This is a genomic window from Janthinobacterium sp. EB271-G4-7A (assembly GCF_020858075.1).
Lineage (GTDB): Bacteria > Pseudomonadota > Gammaproteobacteria > Burkholderiales > Burkholderiaceae_D > Janthinobacterium > Janthinobacterium lividum.
Genome location: NZ_JACYMI010000002.1, coordinates 1 through 16,665 on the forward strand (window position 1 = coordinate 1; position 16,665 = coordinate 16,665).

11 protein-coding genes are annotated in these 16,665 nt (G+C 59.9%); 10 read left to right on the forward strand and 1 reads right to left on the reverse strand.

Annotation, left to right across the window (positions count from 1 at the left end; all coding sequences use genetic code 11):
- Nucleotides 1-288 precede the first annotated feature (288 nt).
- Entirely contained in the window at nt 289-642 is a 354-nt protein-coding gene (gene uraH, locus IGS58_RS17610; protein WP_070260187.1) for a hydroxyisourate hydrolase, read from the reverse strand.
- Nucleotides 643-763: 121 nt separating this feature from the next.
- Here uraH and puuE point away from each other — a divergent pair, with 121 nt between their 5' ends.
- The 10 genes from puuE (at nt 764) to IGS58_RS17660 (ending at nt 16,645) form a co-directional block, all read left to right on the forward strand.
- The gene (puuE, locus tag IGS58_RS17615) at nt 764-1,717 is read left to right on the forward strand and encodes an allantoinase PuuE (RefSeq protein ID WP_070260185.1); all 954 of its coding nucleotides are present in this window, start codon (nt 764-766) and stop codon (nt 1,715-1,717) included.
- Between the two features lie 99 nt (nt 1,718-1,816).
- Nucleotides 1,817-3,283: a xanthine dehydrogenase small subunit gene (xdhA, locus tag IGS58_RS17620; RefSeq protein WP_230522251.1), complete on the forward strand. Its 1,467-nt coding sequence runs from the start codon at nt 1,817-1,819 to the stop codon at nt 3,281-3,283.
- 10 nt (nt 3,284-3,293) lie between these two features.
- On the forward strand, nt 3,294-5,639 hold the full coding sequence (xdhB, locus tag IGS58_RS17625) for a xanthine dehydrogenase molybdopterin binding subunit (protein ID WP_230522252.1): 2,346 nt from the start codon (nt 3,294-3,296) through the stop codon (nt 5,637-5,639).
- Nucleotides 5,640-5,648: 9 nt separating this feature from the next.
- Nucleotides 5,649-6,716, forward strand: a complete 1,068-nt coding sequence (xdhC, locus tag IGS58_RS17630; RefSeq protein WP_230522253.1) for a xanthine dehydrogenase accessory protein XdhC — start codon at nt 5,649-5,651, stop codon at nt 6,714-6,716.
- A gap of 9 nt (nt 6,717-6,725) precedes the next feature.
- Entirely contained in the window at nt 6,726-8,042 is a 1,317-nt protein-coding gene (gene guaD, locus IGS58_RS17635) for a guanine deaminase (protein ID WP_230522254.1), read from the forward strand.
- 43 nt (nt 8,043-8,085) lie between these two features.
- Nucleotides 8,086-9,588 carry an adenosine deaminase family protein gene (locus tag IGS58_RS17640; RefSeq protein WP_230522255.1) on the forward strand — a complete coding sequence of 501 codons (1,503 nt, stop codon included), beginning with the start codon at nt 8,086-8,088 and terminating at the stop codon, nt 9,586-9,588.
- A gap of 567 nt (nt 9,589-10,155) precedes the next feature.
- Nucleotides 10,156-12,480 carry a TonB-dependent receptor gene (locus IGS58_RS17645; RefSeq protein ID WP_230522256.1) on the forward strand — a complete coding sequence of 775 codons (2,325 nt, stop codon included), beginning with the start codon at nt 10,156-10,158 and terminating at the stop codon, nt 12,478-12,480.
- 158 nt (nt 12,481-12,638) lie between these two features.
- Nucleotides 12,639-14,324: a bifunctional metallophosphatase/5'-nucleotidase gene (locus IGS58_RS17650; RefSeq protein ID WP_230522257.1), complete on the forward strand. Its 1,686-nt coding sequence runs from the start codon at nt 12,639-12,641 to the stop codon at nt 14,322-14,324.
- Between the two features lie 18 nt (nt 14,325-14,342).
- The gene (locus IGS58_RS17655) at nt 14,343-15,572 is read left to right on the forward strand and encodes a phospholipase D-like domain-containing protein (RefSeq protein ID WP_070280858.1); all 1,230 of its coding nucleotides are present in this window, start codon (nt 14,343-14,345) and stop codon (nt 15,570-15,572) included.
- A 2-nt stretch (nt 15,573-15,574) separates the two neighbouring features.
- Nucleotides 15,575-16,645, forward strand: a complete 1,071-nt coding sequence (locus tag IGS58_RS17660) for a S1/P1 nuclease (protein ID WP_230522258.1) — start codon at nt 15,575-15,577, stop codon at nt 16,643-16,645.
- Nucleotides 16,646-16,665 lie beyond the last annotated feature (20 nt).

A 16,665-nucleotide genomic window follows, 5' to 3' on the forward strand; every position in this document is an offset into this window, starting at 1 on the left:
CAGGACCGTGAAACAACTTTGCGCCGATGATAGTGCTGCAACCAGTGTGAAAGTAGGTTATCGTCAGGCTTGTTATTTGCAGTAGAGAAAAACCCCGCCAGCAATGGTGGGGTTTTTTTTCGTCTGGACATTGACGGGGCAACCCAACAGCAAAGGCTGGGGTCAGACCCCCTCCTGCGTTGGCGTCGAATCTGGCGTTGGCGGTGTGGAGGGTATGACCCCGGTGGTTCGGTTCAGCAGGCGAAAAAAAAGGCAGCGCTGCGCGCTGCCTTTTTTACTTAACGTCGCTTAACTCCCGCGATAAGTCGAATACGACCACGGCGATACCACCAGCGGCACGTGGTAGTTCTCGTCTGTATGCGCAATGCCGAAGGACAGGGTGACCAGGTCGATGAAGCGGGGGGAGGGCAGTTCCACGCCTTGGGCGGCGAAATAGTCTCCTGCATTGAAGACCAGTTCATACTGGCCCGCCTTCATGCTGTCGCCTTCCAGCAAGGGCGTGCTGCAGCGGCCATCGCTATTGGTCATATCCATCTTCAATAACACTTTGCCTTCCTGCGCGACTGAAAACAGGGCCACCTTGACGCCGGCTCCCGGCCTGCCGTGGGCGATATCGAGTACATGCGTGCTGAGTTTTCCCATTTGCTATCCTGTATATAGGGTGAGTGAATGTGCTTATCGTGCAAATCATATACCGGTGACTGCGCCGGGCTATATGATTGGGCATATAGCCAACATTGTCCTCCCATAGGCGCGCCTCCGCATGAACAATTACGAACATTATCCACGCGACTTGATCGGCTATGGCCGCACGCCACCCCATCCGCAATGGCCGGGCAAGGCCCGCATCGCGCTGCAATTCGTCCTCAATTACGAGGAAGGGGCGGAAAACAGCGTGCTGCATGGCGATCCCGCCTCGGAAACGTTTTTGTCGGAAATGATCGGGGCGGCCGCTTTTCCTGCGCGCCACCTGAGCATGGAGTCGATTTATGAATATGGCTCGCGCGCCGGGTTGTGGCGCCTGCTGCGCATGTTCGAGGAGCGGCGCCTGCCGCTGACCGTATTCGGCGTCTCGATGGCATTGAAGCGCAATCCGGAAGCGGTGGCCGCCTTTCAGGAACTGGGGCATGAAATCGCCTGTCATGGCTTGCGCTGGATTTCCTATCAAAACATGGACGAGGCAACGGAACGCGAACACATGCGCGAAGCCGTGCAGATCATCCGCGAATTGACGGGTTCGGCCCCGCAAGGCTGGTACACGGGGCGCGATTCTCCGAATACGCGCAAACTGGTGGTCGAGCATGGCGGTTTCCGCTACGACGCCGATTATTACGGCGATGATCTGCCATTCTGGGACAAGGTAGCGTACACGGATGCCTCCGGCATGCCTGCCGTGCAGCCGCAACTGATCGTGCCTTATACACTGGACACGAACGACATGCGCTTTGCCGCCATGCAGGGCTTTAATTCGGGCACGCAGTTTTTTGATTATTTGAAGGATGCCTTCGATGTGCTGTATGCGGAAGGCGATCCGAATGGCTTGAATCAGCCGAAGATGCTGTCGGTGGGCTTGCATTGCCGCCTGGTAGGACGGCCTGGCCGCGCGGCCGCCCTGGCGCGCTTTCTCGACTATGTGCAGGGCCATGAGCATGTGTGGATCACGCGCCGCATCGATATTGCCGAACATTGGCACGCGACGCATCCCTGTACCGGTTGATAGGTATTGAAATTGGATGATAAGTAAAATCAGTCTTTGCATATAGTTGTCCCATATGCCGGTGTTAATCTCCTATACTGGGACTATACCGAGGCCAGCATGTCAGAACCGATCCGCTTTTACTACCGTGGTGCCGTACAGGAAGTACGCAACGCCGCCCCTACGCAGACTGTGTTGCAGCACCTGCGCGAGGATTTGCATTGCACGGGCACCAAGGAAGGCTGCGCCGAAGGCGATTGCGGCGCCTGCACCGTCGTCATCGGCAGCCTGGTGGATGGGCAAATCGAGATGAAGGCCGTCAACGCCTGCATCCAGCTCACGCCTACACTCGATGGCAAGGCCCTGTTTTCCGTGGAAGACTTGCAACAGCCCGACGGCGCCCTGCACCCGGTGCAGCAGGCGATGGTCGAGTGTCACGGTTCCCAGTGCGGTTTTTGCACGCCCGGTTTTGTCATGTCCTTGTGGGGCATGTATCTGAAAAAAAACGGCGAGACACCCACGCGCGGCGAAATCGACGATACCCTGTCGGGCAATCTGTGCCGCTGCACGGGCTACCGGCCCATCATCGATGCAGCCAGACGCATGGGCGACTTGCCGCACGTCACGTTCGATCGCGATGCCGTGGCGCAGCAATTGCAGGCGTTGCAGCGCAGCAGCCTGACTACGTATGAACATGGCGGCCAGCAATTTCACGCGCCGCGCAGCATCGATGAACTGGTGGCACTGCGCGCGGCAAAGCCGCAAGCCTGCCTGCTGGCCGGTTCCACCGACGTGGGCTTGTGGGTGACCAAGCAATTGCGCGACCTGGGCGACATCATTTATTTGGGCAACGTCGCTGCGCTGAAAACCATCGCCGTGGACGATGGCAAGTTGCACATCGGCGCCGGCGCCAGCCTCAACGATGCCTATGCGGCCCTGTGCGGGCATTATCCGCAGGAATTGTCGGAACTATGGCAACGCTTTGCTTCCTTGCCGATCCGTAACGCCGGTACGCTGGGCGGCAATGTGGCCAATGGTTCCCCCATCGGCGACTCGATGCCGTGGCTGATTGCGCTGGGCAGCGAGATCGTGCTGCGCGGCCCAGGCGGCCAGCGGATCATGCCGCTGGAAAACTTCTATCTGGCTTATCAAAAGAAAGATATGCAGCCAGGCGAATTCGTCGAAGCCGTGCGCGTGCCCTTGCCGCGTGCCGGTGTGCAATTTCGCACCTATAAACTGGCGAAACGCTTCGACCAGGATATTTCGGCCGTGTGCGCCGCGTTTGCTTTTGAGCTCGACGGTGAGCGCATCGTCGATGCGCGCATCGCCTTTGGCGGCATGGCGGCCACGCCGCAGCGCGCCGCGCAAACGGAAGCGTTTTTGCGCGGACAAGCATGGATGGAAGACAATCTCGTCATCGCCATGCGCTTGCTGGCCGACGATTACGCGCCCCTGTCGGACATGCGCGCGTCGAATACTTACCGCATGACGACGGCGCAAAACCTGTTGCGCCGCTTCTGGCTGGAAACACGCCCCGGTGCGCCGCTGTTGCGCACTGCCGTCAACGCCTACGCTTGCCGCGCCTGAAAGGACCAGCATGAACCATCCTGCCACGCCCGAACTGCAAGCGGCCGCCTGGGCCGCCGTGGGCAAGCCCAGGCCGCATGAATCGGCGCAATTGCATGTGCTGGGGCAAGCCACATACACGGACGATATCGCCGAGTTGCAAGGTACCTTGCACGCGGCGCTGGGCCTGTCGCAAAAGCCCCATGCACGCATCACGGCCATGGATTTGTCGGCCGTGCGCAGTGCGAACGGTGTCGCCGCCGTCTACACGGCGCAGGACATTCCCGGCACCAATGACTGCGGCCCGATCATCCATGACGATCCCATCCTGGCTGCGGAACTGGTGCAATACGTGGGCCAGCCCATCTTCATCGTGGTGGCCGATACGCACGACCATGCGCGCCGCGCCGCCCGCCTGGCACAGGTATCGTACGAGGAATTGCCCGCGATCATGACGCCGCAAGCGGCCAAGGCCGCGCAATCATACGTGCTGCCGCCGATGCAGCTGACACGCGGCGATTATCAGGCGGCGTTCGAGAAGGCGCCGCATGTGGTCAAGGGCCAGCTGTATGTAGGTGGCCAGGAACAGTTTTATCTGGAAGGACAGATTTCCTACGCCATCCCGAAGGAAGCGCAAGGCATGCTGGTGCTGTGTTCGACCCAGCATCCGAGCGAGATGCAGCACGTGGTGGCGCATGCGCTGGGCGTGCATTCGCACAACATCACCGTCGAATGCCGGCGCATGGGCGGCGGTTTTGGCGGCAAGGAATCGCAGTCGGCCCTGTGGGCGGCGGCAGCATCGATTGCGGCGGCCAAACTGAAGCGACCCGTGAAATTGCGCGCCGACCGCGATGACGACATGCTGGTGACGGGCAAGCGCCACTGTTTCTACTATGAATACGAAGTGGGCTACGACGATGAGGGCAGGATACTTGCCGCCAAGGTCGATATGACCACGCGCGCCGGTTACTCGGCGGACTTGTCCGGCCCCGTCGCCACGCGCGCCGTCTGCCACTTCGACAACACATATTACCTGTCCGACGTGGATATCCGCGCCGCCTGCGGCAAGACGAATACCCAGTCGAACACGGCTTTCCGGGGCTTTGGCGGGCCGCAGGGCGCCATTGCCATCGAGTATGTGATCGATGAAATCGCCCGCCATTTGCAACGCGATGCGCTCGATATCCGCCTGCTCAATTTCTATGGGCGCAACGATGCCGAGGGGCGCAATGTCACGCCGTATGGGCAGACCATCGTCGACAACGTCATCCACGATCTCGTCGCTGAGCTAGAGGAGAGCAGCGACTACCGCGCGCGCCGCCGCGCCATCGACGCCTTCAACGAGGCCAGCCCGATCCTGAAGAAGGGCCTCGCGTTCACGCCGCTGAAATTCGGCATCGCCTTCAACGTCACGCATCTGAACCAGGCCGGTGCCTTGGTCCATGTGTATGTGGATGGCTCCGTACTGGTCAACCATGGCGGCACGGAAATGGGACAGGGTATCAATACCAAGGTGATGCAAGTGGTGGCCCACGAACTGGGGCTGGACCTGGAGCGCGTACGGGCCACGGCCACGGATACCAGCAAGGTGGCGAACACGTCGGCCACGGCGGCGTCCACCGGCGCCGACCTGAATGGCAAGGCGGCGCAGGATGCGGCGCGGCAGATCCGTGAACGCCTGGCCGATTACGCGGTCAAACTGTACGGCGGCGACGTTGCTGCAGTGCGCTTCTTCAATAACCATATCCACGTGCATGGCCATGTCGTCGCGTTTGCCGAGCTGGTGCAGAAGGCTTATCTGGCCCGGGTGCAACTGTGGTCGGACGGCTTTTATGCCACGCCTGGCCTGTCGTGGGATGCGAAGACGATGACGGGCCATCCTTTTTCCTACTATGCGTATGGCGCGGCAGTGGCTGAAGTGGTGGTCGATACCTTGACGGGGGAATGGAAGCTGCTGCGTGCGGACGCCTTGTACGATGCTGGCCAGTCATTGAATCCCGCGATTGATCTGGGTCAGGTGGAAGGCGCATTTATCCAGGGCATGGGTTGGCTGACGACGGAGCAGCTGTGGTGGAACGCGGCGGGCAAGCTGATGACGCACGCGCCATCGACATACAAAATTCCCGGCATTTCGGATTGCCCCGAAGATTTTCGCGTCAAGCTGTTCCAGAACCGCAATGTGGAAGACAGCATTCACCGCTCGAAAGCCGTGGGCGAACCGCCGTTGCTGCTGCCGTTCTCCGTCTTCTTCGCCATTCGCGACGCCATTTCCAGCGTGGGCCATCACGCCGTGCAGCCACCGCTGAATGCCCCCGCTACCAGCGAGGAAATCCTCAAGGCGGTCATGGCCGTGCAAGCGGCGCATGCCGGCGCCTAGGAGCAGAGGATGAGCGACTGGCTGACAGCAATCGAGAATGACACGCAGGCATCCGTGCTGGTGACGGTCGCCCTGGTGGAAGGCTCGGGGCCGCGCGAGGCGGGCGCGAAGATGCGCGTCACCCTTGAAGGCCAGGCGGACACCATCGGTGGCGGCCACCTGGAATTGCGCGCCGTGGAAATCGCCAAGACCATGCTGGCCACGGCAGAGACCCATGCGCGGCTCGAGCGTTTTGCGCTCGGCCCCAGCCTGGGACAATGCTGCGGTGGCGTCGTCCACCTGGCGTTCGAGTATGTCGATGCCAGCTTGAACGAATTGCTGGCCGCCTTGCGCGAACGGCGCCAGCATGACAGCTGGAAAGTCACGGCGCTTGACGGCGATGCCGCGTCGGCCCTGTTCGATGCTGCCGGTAAACTGATTGCCGGCGCACCAGGCCAGGCACCCAATACGTTCGCGCGCGAACGCAGTACCCATGTCGCTCAGGATGGCAAGGGGCGGCGCTGGCTGGTCGACCCCTGCCTGGCGCCGCGCGCGCACCTGACCTTGTTTGGCGCCGGTCACGTGGGTGCCGCCATCGTGCGCGCGCTGGCTGATTTACCCTGCAATATCACCTGGGTTGATGAGCGCGAAGACATGTTTCCCCTGCAAATGCCGGATAACGTGCGCATCGCCGCCACCGACACGCCCGAGGAATTTGTCGCCATGGCGCCGCCGGGCGGCAGTTTTCTCGTCATGACGCACAGCCATGCGCTCGATCAACGCTTGACTGAAGCGATCATGGCGCGCATGGACGTCGGCTGGTTCGGCTTGATCGGTTCGCACACGAAACGCAAGCAATTCGAGCACCGCCTGCAGGCGCGCGGCGTACCGGACGAACGCATTGCCGCCATGGTCTGTCCGATCGGCATGCCCGGCATCCGCAACAAGGCGCCGGCCGTGATCGCCGCTTCCGTTGCCTGTCAACTACTCATGGTGTGGGAGGAAGCGGCCGCGGCCGCCCTGGCCGCACCGCTGCGGCTGGCTACTGCCAGTGCGCCACCGCGACGCGAGAAACGCGCCGCCATTCACCCGTTATAGAAAGAAGTCATGCCGATAGTTCCTGCCACATTGCAAGCTTACAGTGCCAGCTTGCTGCACTTTCACGCCGATCCCGCTTTCACCGAGGAGGCGCACGCCTGGCATGCGGACGGCTTGCTGATCGTGGCCGACGGCAAGGTCGTGGCCGCTGGCGATTATGCATCGCTGCAACCGACTTTGCCGCCAGGTACCGAGATCGTCGATTACCGCGGCAAGCTGATCGTGCCCGGCTTTATCGACACGCATCTGCATTTTCCGCAGACGGAAATGATCGCCTCGCCTGCCCCGGGTTTGCTGCCATGGCTGGAGACGTACACCTTCCCTACCGAGCGGGCGTTTGAGAATCCCGAGCACGCGCGCAACGTGGCCGAGTTTTTCCTCGATGAACTGCTGCGCTGCGGCACCACCACGGCCATGGTGTATGGCAGCGTGCATCCGCAATCGGTCGATGCCTTCTTTGGCGCCAGCGATGCGCGCGGCTTGCGCATGGTGGCGGGCAAGGTCATGATGGACCGCAACTGCCCCGAGTTCCTGCGCGACACGGCCGAGTCCGGCGCACGCGAAAGCGAAGAGCTGATCCGGCGCTGGCACAAGCACGGCCGCTCGCTGTATGCGATCACGCCCCGTTTCGTGCCGACGTCCACGAATGAGCAGATGCACCTGGCGGGCGAACTGGCGCGCGCCTATCCGGATACGTATTTGCAGACCCACGTATCGGAAAACGAGGATGAATGCCGCTGGGTGCGCGAACTGCATCCGCAGGCGCGCAGCTACCTCGATGTGTATGACCAGTACGGCATGCTGCGCCCGCGCGCCATGTTTGGCCACTGCATCTGGCTCGACGAGCGCGACCGCGCACGCATGGCGGAAACGTCGTCGGCGGCCGCCATTTGTCCTACGTCAAACCTGTTCCTCGGTAGCGGCCTGTTCGATTTCGAGCGGGCCGATGCGGCGAAAGTGCTGCTGTCGCTGGCGACCGATGTGGGCGGCGGCACCTCGTTCTCGATGTTGCAAACCATGAACGAAGCCTATAAAGTAGCACGCTTGAAAGGCAGCTATCTGCCCGCCTTGCGCATGTTTTACCTGGCGACCTTGGGCGCCGCGCGCGCCATGCAGCTGGAAGGCACCCTCGGCAATTTTACGGCAGGCACGGAAGCGGATTTTATTGTGCTCGACAAGCAATCGACGCCGTTGCTCGAACGCCGCACGGCCGGCTGTCAAAGCCTGGAGGAATTGCTGTTTGCCTTTGCGCTGCTGGGCGACGACCGCGCCGTGGCCGCCACCTATTCAGGCGGGCAATGCGTGCATGTGCGGGGGCAGGGCTGACCTACCCGTTGTTCAACACGAATTATCCTGAGCGAGAACGCGAATGCACAAGAAACTCACTGGCCTGGCGCTTGGCGCCGCGCTGGCATTGACTGGAACGGCGCAGGCCGCCAAGGCGCAGGCCACCCCGTCTTCCAACGAAGCGGCCACCGCGCGCCATTTTGCCGCCCTGGTTGCCGGTGCGCAGCCGAAGACAGCCGAGTTGAGCCTGTTCTTTTCCATGATGCCCAAGGGCGGTGATCTGCATCACCATTACTCGGGCGCCATTTACGCCGAGCAATTCCTCGACTGGATCGACAAGGAAAACTATTGCGTCAACAAGACGACGTACCGCATCGAAAGCAACAAGGACGTTGTGGCAGCCGAGCGCGCCAAGCCGGCCGCGCAGCGTGGATGCCTGTCATCCACGGAAGTGTTTGCCGATGCGGGCCTGTATGCGGAATTGCTGCAGCGCTGGTCGACCAAGGATTTCTATAATCACGGCGCCATCCAGACGCCGCCTGACCGTACCTTTTTTGATACCTTCGGCTATTTCGGTCCCGTGGCGTCGAGCAACACGGCTGACGGCTTGAAAACCCTGAAGCAGCGCGCCATCGCGGAAAACCTCAGCTACATCGAGACGATTTTCGAACTGTCGCCATTCGTGCAGAATGCGCAGTTCGACCAGCAGGTGCTGGCGCCCGGCTTGCAGCCGGCAGCATTGCAAGCCGTGCTGGCCAACTGGACAGGCAGCCTGGAGCAGGATGCCAGCTTCCAGAAAAGCATCACTGCCTATAACGACAACGTCAACGCCAGCAGCGCCGGCATCGACGATGCGAACTTCACCATGCGTTACCAGGCGTATGTGCTGCGTTTCCTGTCGCCATCGCAAGTGTTCTCGTCCATGGTGGCCGCGTTCAAGGCAGCGAGCCTGAATCCGCTGCTGGTGGGCGTGAACATCGTGGGCCAGGAAAGCGTGAACGTGTCGATGCGCGATTACAGCCTGCACATGGAAATGTTCAAGTTCCTCAAGGCAAAGTATCCAAACGTCAAGATCGCACTGCACGCCGGCGAGCTGGCGCTGGGCATGGTGCCGCCGGAAGGCATGACTTTCCATATCGCCGAAGCCGTCGATGTGGCAGGCGCCGACCGTATCGGTCACGGCATGGATATCGCGTACGAAAACAATGCGCTGGCAACCATGCAGAAAATGCGCGAGCGTAACATTCCCGTGGAAGTGAACCTGACCAGCAACGATTACATTCTCGGTATCAAGGGCCAGGCGCATCCGATCACCCTGTACCGCAAATATGGCGTGCCATTCGTGATTTCTACCGATGACGCGGGCGTATCGCGCAATACCTTGTCGAATGAATACGTGCTGTTTGCCAGCCAGTACAAGACGGATTATGCGGAAATCAAAAAGCTGTCCTACAACAGCCTGCGCTATTCCTTCTTGGCGGAAGCGGACAAGCAACGTTTGCTGAAAGCGCTCGATGCCCGTTTCACCCGTTTCGAAGCCTTGATCGCAAATAGTGATCGCAAAGCAACTGTTGTAAAACCGTAAAAGTATTTCACCTCTCTTCCTTGCCACGCGACCGCGACTAGCGGTCGCGTAACCTCCTGTTCTTCATAGTTACAAAACCCTCCTTTTATCCTTTTTGTTGTGCCTTTACGACAAAAAATGATGCGCTAGTAGTGCTTTCTTGCAATTATTTTCTGAAACAATTTCCAAGTCTTGCCGCTCATCTATAATTTCGCCCCGATGAGGTGAGCTTGCTCGGTTGATACAAAAAATGCGGCTTCCAGCGGTGATTTATATTTTTTATATATAAATTACTAAAAAAAAACGTATTTGTCAGCCTACAGACCTTAATGCATAGTTGGACGGCGAAGAATTGAATAAGTCATTTTTGATATCGCTTTTGTGACAATTCAGGATGTCTAGCGGCTCCTGTCACATTGCGGTCATATCCGTGTAATGGATTTGAAATATTCGATCTTTATACTGCCGTGTCTAGTTGGATAGTTTCCGTGTTTCACCACAATATAAGCAAGTCAAAATCTTGTAAGTTACAACACACTCTAGGGGGTTCAAATGCAGTTCATTCAACAACCAAAATTGCGACTAAGTATGATCGCAGTGGCATGCCAACTGGCTTGCTTCGGCATCTCTACTGCGCATGCGCAAACCGACGGCGAAGCCGCAAAAGTGGTCATTACCGCGAAAAAAACCGGTATGGGCCTGATGGTGACGGAAGATGCTCCAAAGGCACGCAGCACGATTACGGCAGAAGAACTGGAAAAGCAACGTCCAACGGGCAATGCGTACGAAGCCCTGGAGATGTTGCCAGCTGTTAATAGCTACAACTACGATGCAACTGGCCTGTTCGGCGGCGGCCTGACACTGCGCGGCTTTAACTCCGACCAGATCGGCGCCACGATCAATGGCGTGCCGGTGAATGACTCCGGTAGTTTTGCCATCTACCCACAAGAATATGTTGACCAGGAAAATACCTGCTCGCAAACCGTGACCCAGGGTTCGACCGATGCCGATTCGCCACAAGTGGGCGCCACCGGCGGCAACTTCGGTATCAACACCTGCAATCCTGAAGACAAGCACCGCCTGCGCATGATGCAGACCATCGGTCAACTGAACATGAAGAAAACCTTCGTGCGCGTCGACACCGGCCTGTTCTCGGACAAGCGCACCAAGATGTTCGTGTCCGCTTCGCATGCGGAAGCCGACAAATGGAAAGGCAAGGGCGGCGCCAAGCGCGACCATATCGATGCCGGCATCAACTACGACTGGGATCGTTTCAACTATATTCACGCCACCTTGCTGTACAACGAGGCGATGAACAACAACATCAATAACCTGACCTTGGCTGAAATCAACAAGAACGGTTATAACTTCGACTATGCCGATACCTTCAAAGGCCATCTGAAGCCGGTCAAAGGCACTGCCCAAGTGGAAACCACGCAGTCGCCAGCCTTCTACAAGCTGGGCATCAACCCGTTCAAGAATGCCATCGCATCGGCAACGGCCAAGTTCCGCCTGAACGAGAACCTGGACTTGAAAGTACTGCCATACATCTGGTACGGCTATGGTAATGGCGGCGTGCAACAGCGCGCCCAGTCGGAAAAAGCTTTCTATGACGCAGCCACTGGCATGCGTAATGGCACCGTGGACTTGAACGGCGACGGCGACACCCTCGACACCGTCCTGGTCGCTAACGCCAGCGTCACCAAGACCTTCCGTCCAGGCGTGACCGCGTCGTTGAACTGGTCGTCCGGTAACCATGATGTGCTCGGTGGCTTCTGGTACGAGCGCGCTCGCCATCAGCAAACGGGCCCGATGCTGGCATTGAGCAATGATGGTATCTCGCAAGATCCTTGGCTGCAAAACGGCCAGATCCTGCGTCCGGATGGCACGCCAGCGCAAAGCCGTAACTGGATGTCGATTTCGACCGCTTATCAGTTCTTCCTGCAAGATACGATCAGCCTGAACGATGACAAGCTGAAGATCAATATCGGCGTACGTAGCCCGAACGTGAAGCGTGACTTCACCAACTACGGCGACGAAAACAACAACGTCAAGCCGTACAACCTGATCAAGAAATACAACACCCTGCTGCCGCAACTGGGTGCCCGTTACCGCATCACCAACGACGATCAATTGTTCATTTCGGTCGCCAAGAACGTCAAAGCACCACCTAACTTCGTGTTCGGCAACATCGGTACCAGCGTAAAAGTGGTCAATGGCGTTGCCAACTTTGTTGGTGATGTGAAACAAGAATCGTCGTGGAATACCGATATCGGCTATCGCCACCAGGATGACAAGTTCATCGCTTCGGTGACGGCGTTCTTCGTCGACTTCAAGGATCGCCAGGCAACCACCTTCGATCCAATCACGCAGTCGAGTAGCTACACCAACGTGGGCCGCGTCAGCAACAAGGGTCTGGAATTTGAAATCGGCAATACGCCGATCAATGGCTGGGCAATGTACGGTTCGCTGGGTTTCAATAACAGCAAAATCAAGGACGACATGCTGTCCGCGACGAATGTGTACCTGCCGACTGCTGGCAAGGAAATGATCAACACGCCGAAGAAGAAAGCCGGCCTGTCGATCGAGTACCAGAATGGTTCGTTCTGGACCCGCGTGAAAGCGCGCGCCACCGGCCAGCAGCAAGCATCGATGGTCAATGATGAAACGGCACCAGGCTACACCACCTTCGGTATCGATGGCGGCTACACCTTTGCCAACTTCGGTTACATCAAGCGTCCCAAGCTGACATTTAACCTGAGCAACATCACGGACAAGCAGTACCGCAATCCGTCCTCGACCACCGTCAAGAACACCCAGCCTATCGCTGGCGTGACGACGTCGGTTGATACCCAGCGTTACTACCTGGGCGCACCACGCTTCGTATCGGTCACCCTGTCGATCGATATCTAATCGACGCTGACGCGCAGCCTGCAGGCCAGGCTGCGCGCGATGTGTTGCAACGGGCCTCAGGGCCCGTTTTTCTTTTCTGGCGGCGTTGTGCAGCCGGACCTTGTTTAACCCGTTTGCGCAATGCCGTACCCCGGCCGTTGCGCTATGCTGCGAAGCCTATGAAAACACTGCCCTTATCCCTGATCGCGGTGGCCATCGCCGCCGCCATGACCGGTTGCGCCACCCATCCCGTGGCGCCCGTCGATATCAACCTGGTCGCCCTGAACGATTTTCACGGCAATCTCGACCGCAGCAAATTTACCTACACGAGCGTCGCCGATGCCGAGCGCAAGACGGTGCAGGCCGGCGGCATCGATACCTTGTCCGGCGCATTGACGGCGTGGCGGCGCGAAGATGCGCAGCTGATCTTTGTCGGCAATGGCGACCTGGTCGGCGCCAGTCCCGCCATGTCGGCGCTGTGGGCGGACGAGCCGAGCATCGTCGCCATGAACATGCTGGGCATGAAGGCCAGTTCCGTCGGCAACCATGAATTTGACCAGGGCAAGGCGGAATTGCTGCGCCAGCAGCGCGGCGGCTGTGAATCATCGCGCGCCGACAAGGCGTGCAAATTCACGCCCGACTTCAAGGGCGCCAGCTACACCTATATGGCGGCCAATGTCATCGACACGCAAACGGGCAAGCCCCTGCTGCCCGCCTACCGCATCGAAGAGGCGCATGGCGTCAAGGTGGGCCTGATCGGCGCCGTGCTGAAGGATACGCCGTCCGTGGTGACGGCCGCCGGCATTGCCGGCCTGCAGTTCGGCGATGAAGCGGATGCCATCAACGCCACCTTGCCGCAACTGCGGGCGCAGGGCGTGGGCGTGTTCGTGGTGCTGCTGCACCAGGGCGGCGAGACCAAGGAAGCCGTCGACCGGCCCGACTGCAGCCACCTGAAGGGCGAAGTGGTGGATGTCGTGAAACGTCTCGACCCGGCGATTCAGCTGGTCATCAGCGGCCATTCGCACCAGGGTTATCTGTGCCGTGTCGATGGCCGCCTGGTGACCCAGGCGCAGATGGGCGGACACATGCTGACGCGCATCAAGCTCAAGGTCGATCCCGTCAAGAATGCGGTGATCGATGCCAGCGCGCAAAACGTCGTCATGCTGCCAGGCATGTATGAGCCGGACCCGGCCGTGGCAGCCTACCTGGAATCGGTCAAGCAGCGCAGTGCGGCTGAATTGTCGCGTCCCGTGGCCAGTATCGCCGTGCCGAACGTGGGCCGCAGCACCAAGGGCGGCGGCGCTTCCCCGCTGGGCGACCTGGTGGCCGACAGCACCCTGTTCGGCGCGCGCGCTGCCGGTGCGCAAATCGGCCTGATGAACAATGGCGGCATCCGCAAGGACCTGGAAGCGGGTGCCGACCTGATGACGAACGCGGGCCAGAACCAGGCCGTGGTACCGTTCGGCAATACCCTGATCGTCGTGAGTCTTTCCGGCGCGCAAATCCGTACCTTGCTCGAGCAGCAATGGCCGGGCGAAGAGGCAGGCGAGGGCAACCTGTTGCAAGTGTCCGAAGGTTTTAGTTACCGCTGGGACAGCACGCGGCCGCAGGGCCAGCGCGTGCTGCCGGGCAGCATCATGCTCAATGGCAGCCCTCTTGAAGACAATCAACAATACCGTGTCGCCGCCAACAGTTTCCTGGCCGGCGGCGGCGACCGTTTCACGGTGCTGGCGGCCGGCACGCGCCGGCTCGACACGGGCGTGCGCGACATCGACGCCTTCAGCAATTACCTGATCGACCGTGCGCGCGTCGGCAAACCGGCTGGCAGCGCCACGGCGGCCGGCCGCATCGTGCGCGTCCAATAATCTTTACAAGGAAAAACCATGCGTCGTTTATTTGTTTCCCTGCTCGTCACTACCCTGTTCGCGGGCACGGCCCACGCCGATTTCACTATTCCCGGCTTTGAGCTGGTGCACACTTCGCCCGTGGAAACGAGCTTGACCAATCCCGACCTGCGCGAACCCGTCGCCGTGTGGAGCGAGCTGTTTGATTCGGCCAAGAAAGAAATCGTCATCGCCCAGTTCTACGCCGTCAGCAAGCCGGGCACGGCTTTTGAAAAGGTGCTGGCCAGCCTGACGGCCGCCGGCCAGCGCGGCGTGAAGATCCGTTTCCTGCTGGACCAGAAGGGCGTGGGCCTGTCGGAAGCGGCCACCATTGCCCGGATCAAGGCGATTCCGAACCTGGACTTGCGCCTCATCGACTTCAATAAAATCACGGGCAACGGCATCGTGCATGCGAAATACCTGGCCGTCGATGGCCAGGTGGCGTACATCGGCAGCCAGAATTTCGACTGGCGCTCGTTCGAGCACATCCATGAGACGGGCTTGAAGATCACGGATCCGGCCATGGTGAGCCAGGTGCAAGCCATCTTCGAGCAGGATTGGCAGGCCCAGGCATTGACGTCGCAAGGCAGCCGCGCCACGGTGCTCAACAGCAAGGTCGTGCCGGCCAACTACGCGCAAAACGCTTTCCTGCTGGCCAGCCCGAATGCCTACAACCCGGCCGGCGTGGGCGACTCGGAAACAGGCTTGCCCGCCTTGCTGGCGGAAGCGAAAAGCGAAGTGCGCATCCAGCTGCTCGACTATGCGCCGCTGTCCTATGGCCCGAACCGCACGCGGCCGTATTACGCCGTGATCGACAACGCCGTGCGCGCAGCCGCCCAGCGTGGCGTGAAAATCAAGCTGATGGTGTCCGCCTGGAATACGGAAGCGCCGGCCATCGCCTACCTGAAAAGCCTGGCCCTGGTGCCGAACGTGGAAATCCGCATCGTGACGATACCCACGGCGTCGACGGGTTTTATCCCGTTCGCGCGCGTGATCCACAGCAAGACCATGAGCATCGACGGCAAGCTGGCCTGGGTCGGCACGAGCAACTGGGCGGGCGGTTATTTCGACTTGTCGCGCAACCTGGAAGTGGTGCTGCGCAACGAACAGATGGCGCAGCGCATTGCCGCGCTGCATGAGCAGACGTGGAGCTCGGCGTATGCGCAGCCCATCGACATCAACAAGCAGTATCCGAAACCAGCCAAGGCCGCGCCGCAAGGCAAGGAGTGAACATGAAAAAATTACTGTGCGTGCTGGCGCTGGGTGCCGCTTTCGCTTCCGGCAATGTGCTGGCGTGGGGTAATGACGGCCACCGCGCCGTGGGCGCCATTGCCGATCAATTGCTCAAGGGTAGCGCGGCCCAGGCACAGGTGGCCAAGTTGCTGTTGCCTGGCGAAAGCCTGGAAAAGATCGCCAACTGGCCCGATTGCGTGAAGGGCACGTATTGCGGTCCGCAATCGCCGGAAATGCTGAGCTATGTGGCGGCGAATCCGAAACATGGCGAATACCATTACACGAATGTGCCGTTCCAGAACGCGCACTACCATGACCATGGCGTAGGCACGGCCGACGACGATATCGTGCAAACGCTCAAGCAGGCGATCCTGGTGTTGCAAGGCAAGGCTGACGCGGCCAGCAATCCGCACGGCTTCAGCCAGCGCGAAGCCCTGATCCTGATCACGCACCTGGTAGGCGATATCCACCAGCCACTGCATGTTGGCAATGCGTTTCTCGGCAAGGATGGCCAGTTCTTTGTGCCCGCCACGCAGGCGCAGATCGACGACATCGCCATTTTCAATGCGCGCGGCGGCAACGATTTGCTGCTCGACGATGCGAAGATGACGGCGCTGTCCGATGCCGTGATTCCCGCGCCGCTGCCGGCGGAAGAGGGCACGGCCAAGCCAGCCAGCGCGTATCCGAAGTCGCCCACCAAGCCCCTGCATTCGTACTGGGACACGACCGTGGTCGACTATGCCATGCGCCGCCTGAGCACGCGCACGCCGCAGCAGTTCGCCCGCACGGTGATCGCCAGCGCGCCTGTGGTGAGCGCGAATAGCGGCGACCCCGCCACCTGGCCGTATCAGTGGGCCGATGCCTCGCTGGCGGCGTCAAAGATTGCTTTCACGGACGTGGTGGCTGGCCCTGCCACGCAGCAGACCAGCCGCAAGGGCGAGGTCTACAACGTCTGGACCTTGACGGTGCCCGATAATTATCCGGTGCCCAGCTCGGCGCTGGCGAAGCAGCAGCTGATCGAGGGCGGCTATCACCTGGCGGCCGTGCTGCAGGCGATCTGGCCGCAGTAAGATGGCATTCGAAAGCGGCC